This window comes from Mesorhizobium sp. (assembly GCF_024509055.1).
Classification (GTDB): domain Bacteria; phylum Pseudomonadota; class Alphaproteobacteria; order Rhizobiales; family Rhizobiaceae; genus Mesorhizobium.
The window spans coordinates 1-2866 of the sequence record NZ_JANINM010000231.1 but is presented as its reverse complement, the minus strand read 5'-3'; the positions used below and the strand labels follow the sequence as shown (position 1 = coordinate 2866).

The window sequence follows — 2866 nt, the reverse complement described above, 5'->3', positions numbered from 1 at the left end:
GCCGCAGCGGGGGGCTCCGTCAGCGGCGCGGGCGCTTCGGGAGTTTCCTGAAGCATCGCTGAAACCGACAAATCGGGGATTGAAGATGAAGACGAAATTTGCCGCGTCCGTGCTTTCGGTGCTGCTCTACGCGCAGGGCCTGCTCGGCTTTGCCGCGCTCGCAACGGTGCTCTTGAAGGATCGTGCGCATGCCGGCGAAATCAACGCCGACGCATATGTGCCCGCCGGCCCGTCGATGCTCGTGGTGCGCTGAGCCGCGCCGGACCGGAAGCAGAGTTGGCCGGAGATTCCGATGGTAAGCGAAGCAGTCTCAGTCGCTGCGCGGCACCGGCGGATCGAAGCGGTAGCCAGAGCCCCTGATGGTGGTGATGGTCTCGGTATCGAGTTTGCGTCGCAGCCGGACAATGCGCGAATCGATCGAGCGGTCGAACGCCTCGGCGTTTTCGGCGGGCGCCGCGGCGATGATGTCGTCCCGCGTCAGCACCTTGCGCGGACTTGCCAGGAACAGCCTGAGCAGCGCCACCTGTCCCGGAGACAGCTGGTCCTCGGCACCGGAGCGGTGCATGACCATTGCCGACCTCAGATCGACCGTGGCGTTTTCCAGCACGATCAGTTCCTGGACCATCCTTCCGCGTCGCGTCAGGAGACCGCCGATGCGTGTCGCAAGCTCCCGGACATTGAGCGGGCTCTCGACCACGTCGGCGGCGCCAAGCTCCAGCGCGAGCACCTTGTCGACCAGCTCGGCAGGCCGGCAGATCAGGATGAAGTCGGGACCGTCGTCGCGGCCATGACGCTTGAGCAGGTCGCGGCCTTCGACCGGGGTCACCTCGTCACCAACCACGACAATGTCGATACCCCCGGCGACCAGCAGCGACTCCGCCTCCCATGGCTGGTGCGCCCGGCGCACATCGTGTCCGCGCCGCTCGAGATGGTCGGCAAGGTCGCCGGCCACCACTTCGGCAACCGATACAAGCGCGATAACGGATCGTGCGGCCATGTTCCCCATCCGCCACAGACACATCGAGATGAGTGCTGGACATCATGTTTATACCCAATCTACTTTCCGCTGGAAGCGGGAGCGAGAGCGTGGTGAAGGCGCGCATCATCGTCGTCGAGGACGAGCCTGACCTGAAGGAGGCGGTCGCCGAGTATCTCGGCGCCAACGGCTACGACGTCGCCACGGCTGAGAATGCCGCCGCCGCTCGCGCGCTCATAGAGACGCAGTCCTTCCATCTCGCCATCCTCGACATCGCCATGCCCGGCGAGGACGGCCTGTCGTTCGGCCGCTGGCTGCGCTCCAGGACCCAGATAGGCATCATCTATGCTACCGCCGCCGGCACTGCGCTCGACCGCATTGTCGGGCTGGAACTCGGCGCCGACGACTACATCGTCAAGCCTTACGAACTGCGCGAGGTACTGGCGCGGGTCCGCAGCGTGCTGCGCCGCGTGCCGCAGCCGGCCGCTCCACAGGCGGCGAAGGCCGAGATCGGTACGCGCCGCCTCATGAATTTCGGCGGCTTCCAGGCCGATTTCGACGGCCGGATGGTCACCGGTGCCAATGGCGCGGTCATCGACATGGCCAAGAGCGAGTTCGATGTGCTGGAGGTTTTCCTGACCCGCGCCAACCGGCTTCTGACGCGGGCGGCGATCTCTGAAGCGATCGGATTCGTCGAGGATCCCGAGTCCTCGCGCGCGGTCGACATCCGCATCATGCGGCTCAGGAAGAAGATCGAAGCCGATCCGGCCAATCCGAAATTCCTGCGCACGGTGCGGGGCGAAGGCTATATATTCTCGCTGCCGACCGGCGACGGCAATTGAACCCGCGAGGGGCTGCATGACCGCCTGTTATGTCCGCTGACACGGCACGCACCGACCTGCAGGGCTCCCGCCAGGGAGCGGCGATGGCGGCTGTACGCGTCGTGCGCCGGCTGCGCGAGGCCGGCGACTGGCAGCGCGAGATGGACGGCATACTGGAAACGCTGTGCCGCAGCCTGGATTGCCAGCGCGGCATCCTTTTCCGTCTTCGCGAGCTGCCGGGCGAAGGCTTCGCCCAGTCCGTCGCCGCCTATTGGATCGACCCTGATTTCGGCGGCGAGCTGGCGTCGCCGACGGTCATCATGCAGTCGATCATCAACTCCGATCCGCTCCTGGAGAGGCTGCAGGAGGACGAGCGCCAGGGCAAGGTATTCGCCGGCCACACGCGCGACCTGGACGGCTTCCTGAGGGCCGATTTCGAAAAGCAGAGCATCAAATCCTTTCTGTCGGTTTCGGTCTTTGCTCATGGCCATCTCTGGGGCACGCTGGCCGTCAACGACTGCGTCGCCGAGCGCGTCTGGACGGATGAGGAAGAGGCGACGCTGCATATCATCGCTTTGGCCATCGGCGACGCGATCGAGCGCTCGCCCTCTGAGGCGCATGCCAGCGAGGTTATCCGGCGCACCATGCTGCAGGCCTCGCTCGACGCCATCATCGTCATCGATGAGACCGGTTCGATCATCGAATTCAACCCCGCGGCCGAAAAGATGTTCGGGTTCAAGCGCGGCGATATCCTCGGCAAGGATCTGCTCAACACGGTGGTGCCGGACTATTACCGCAAGGGCTACATATCGGGCGCCGACTACATGTCCGGCCGGGGCGCGCCGATGGTCGGCCACCGGCTTGAGACGGTGACCCAGAACGCCGCCGGCGAGGTGTTTCCGATCGAGCTGACGGCGACCGAGATGCGTGTCGCCGACCGCCGCCTGATCTTCGGCTCGATCCGCGACCTGCGCGAGAAGCTGCGCGCCGAGGAAGAGATCAACCGTCAGCGCGAGAAGCTGCACCAGAACGAGAAGATGGCGGCGATGGGCTCGCTGCTTGCCGGCGT

Annotated in this window: 4 protein-coding genes; 3 read left to right on the top strand and 1 reads right to left on the bottom strand. The window is 65.3% G+C overall.

Translation table 11 applies throughout. From position 1 onward, the window contains the following. A partial coding sequence (locus Q0L57_RS11200; protein WP_296742577.1) for a hypothetical protein occupies window positions 1-253 on the top strand: 253 nt, incomplete at its 5' end. A gap of 57 nt (window positions 254-310) precedes the next feature. Here Q0L57_RS11200 and Q0L57_RS11195 read toward each other — a convergent pair. Beyond that, a complete protein-coding gene (locus tag Q0L57_RS11195; RefSeq protein WP_296742572.1) occupies window positions 311-997 on the bottom strand; it encodes a response regulator transcription factor in 687 nt (228 codons plus the stop codon). A gap of 92 nt (window positions 998-1089) precedes the next feature. Between Q0L57_RS11195 and Q0L57_RS11190 the strand changes: the two genes are divergently transcribed. Together Q0L57_RS11190 and Q0L57_RS11185 are read left to right on the top strand one after the other, a co-directional pair. Then, window positions 1090-1818 carry a response regulator transcription factor gene (locus tag Q0L57_RS11190; protein ID WP_296742574.1) on the top strand — a complete coding sequence of 243 codons (729 nt, stop codon included), beginning with the start codon at window positions 1090-1092 and terminating at the stop codon, window positions 1816-1818. A 29-nt stretch (window positions 1819-1847) separates the two neighbouring features. Then, window positions 1848-2866: PAS domain S-box protein (locus Q0L57_RS11185; RefSeq protein ID WP_296742570.1), on the top strand; the 1019-nt coding region annotated here is incomplete at its 3' end.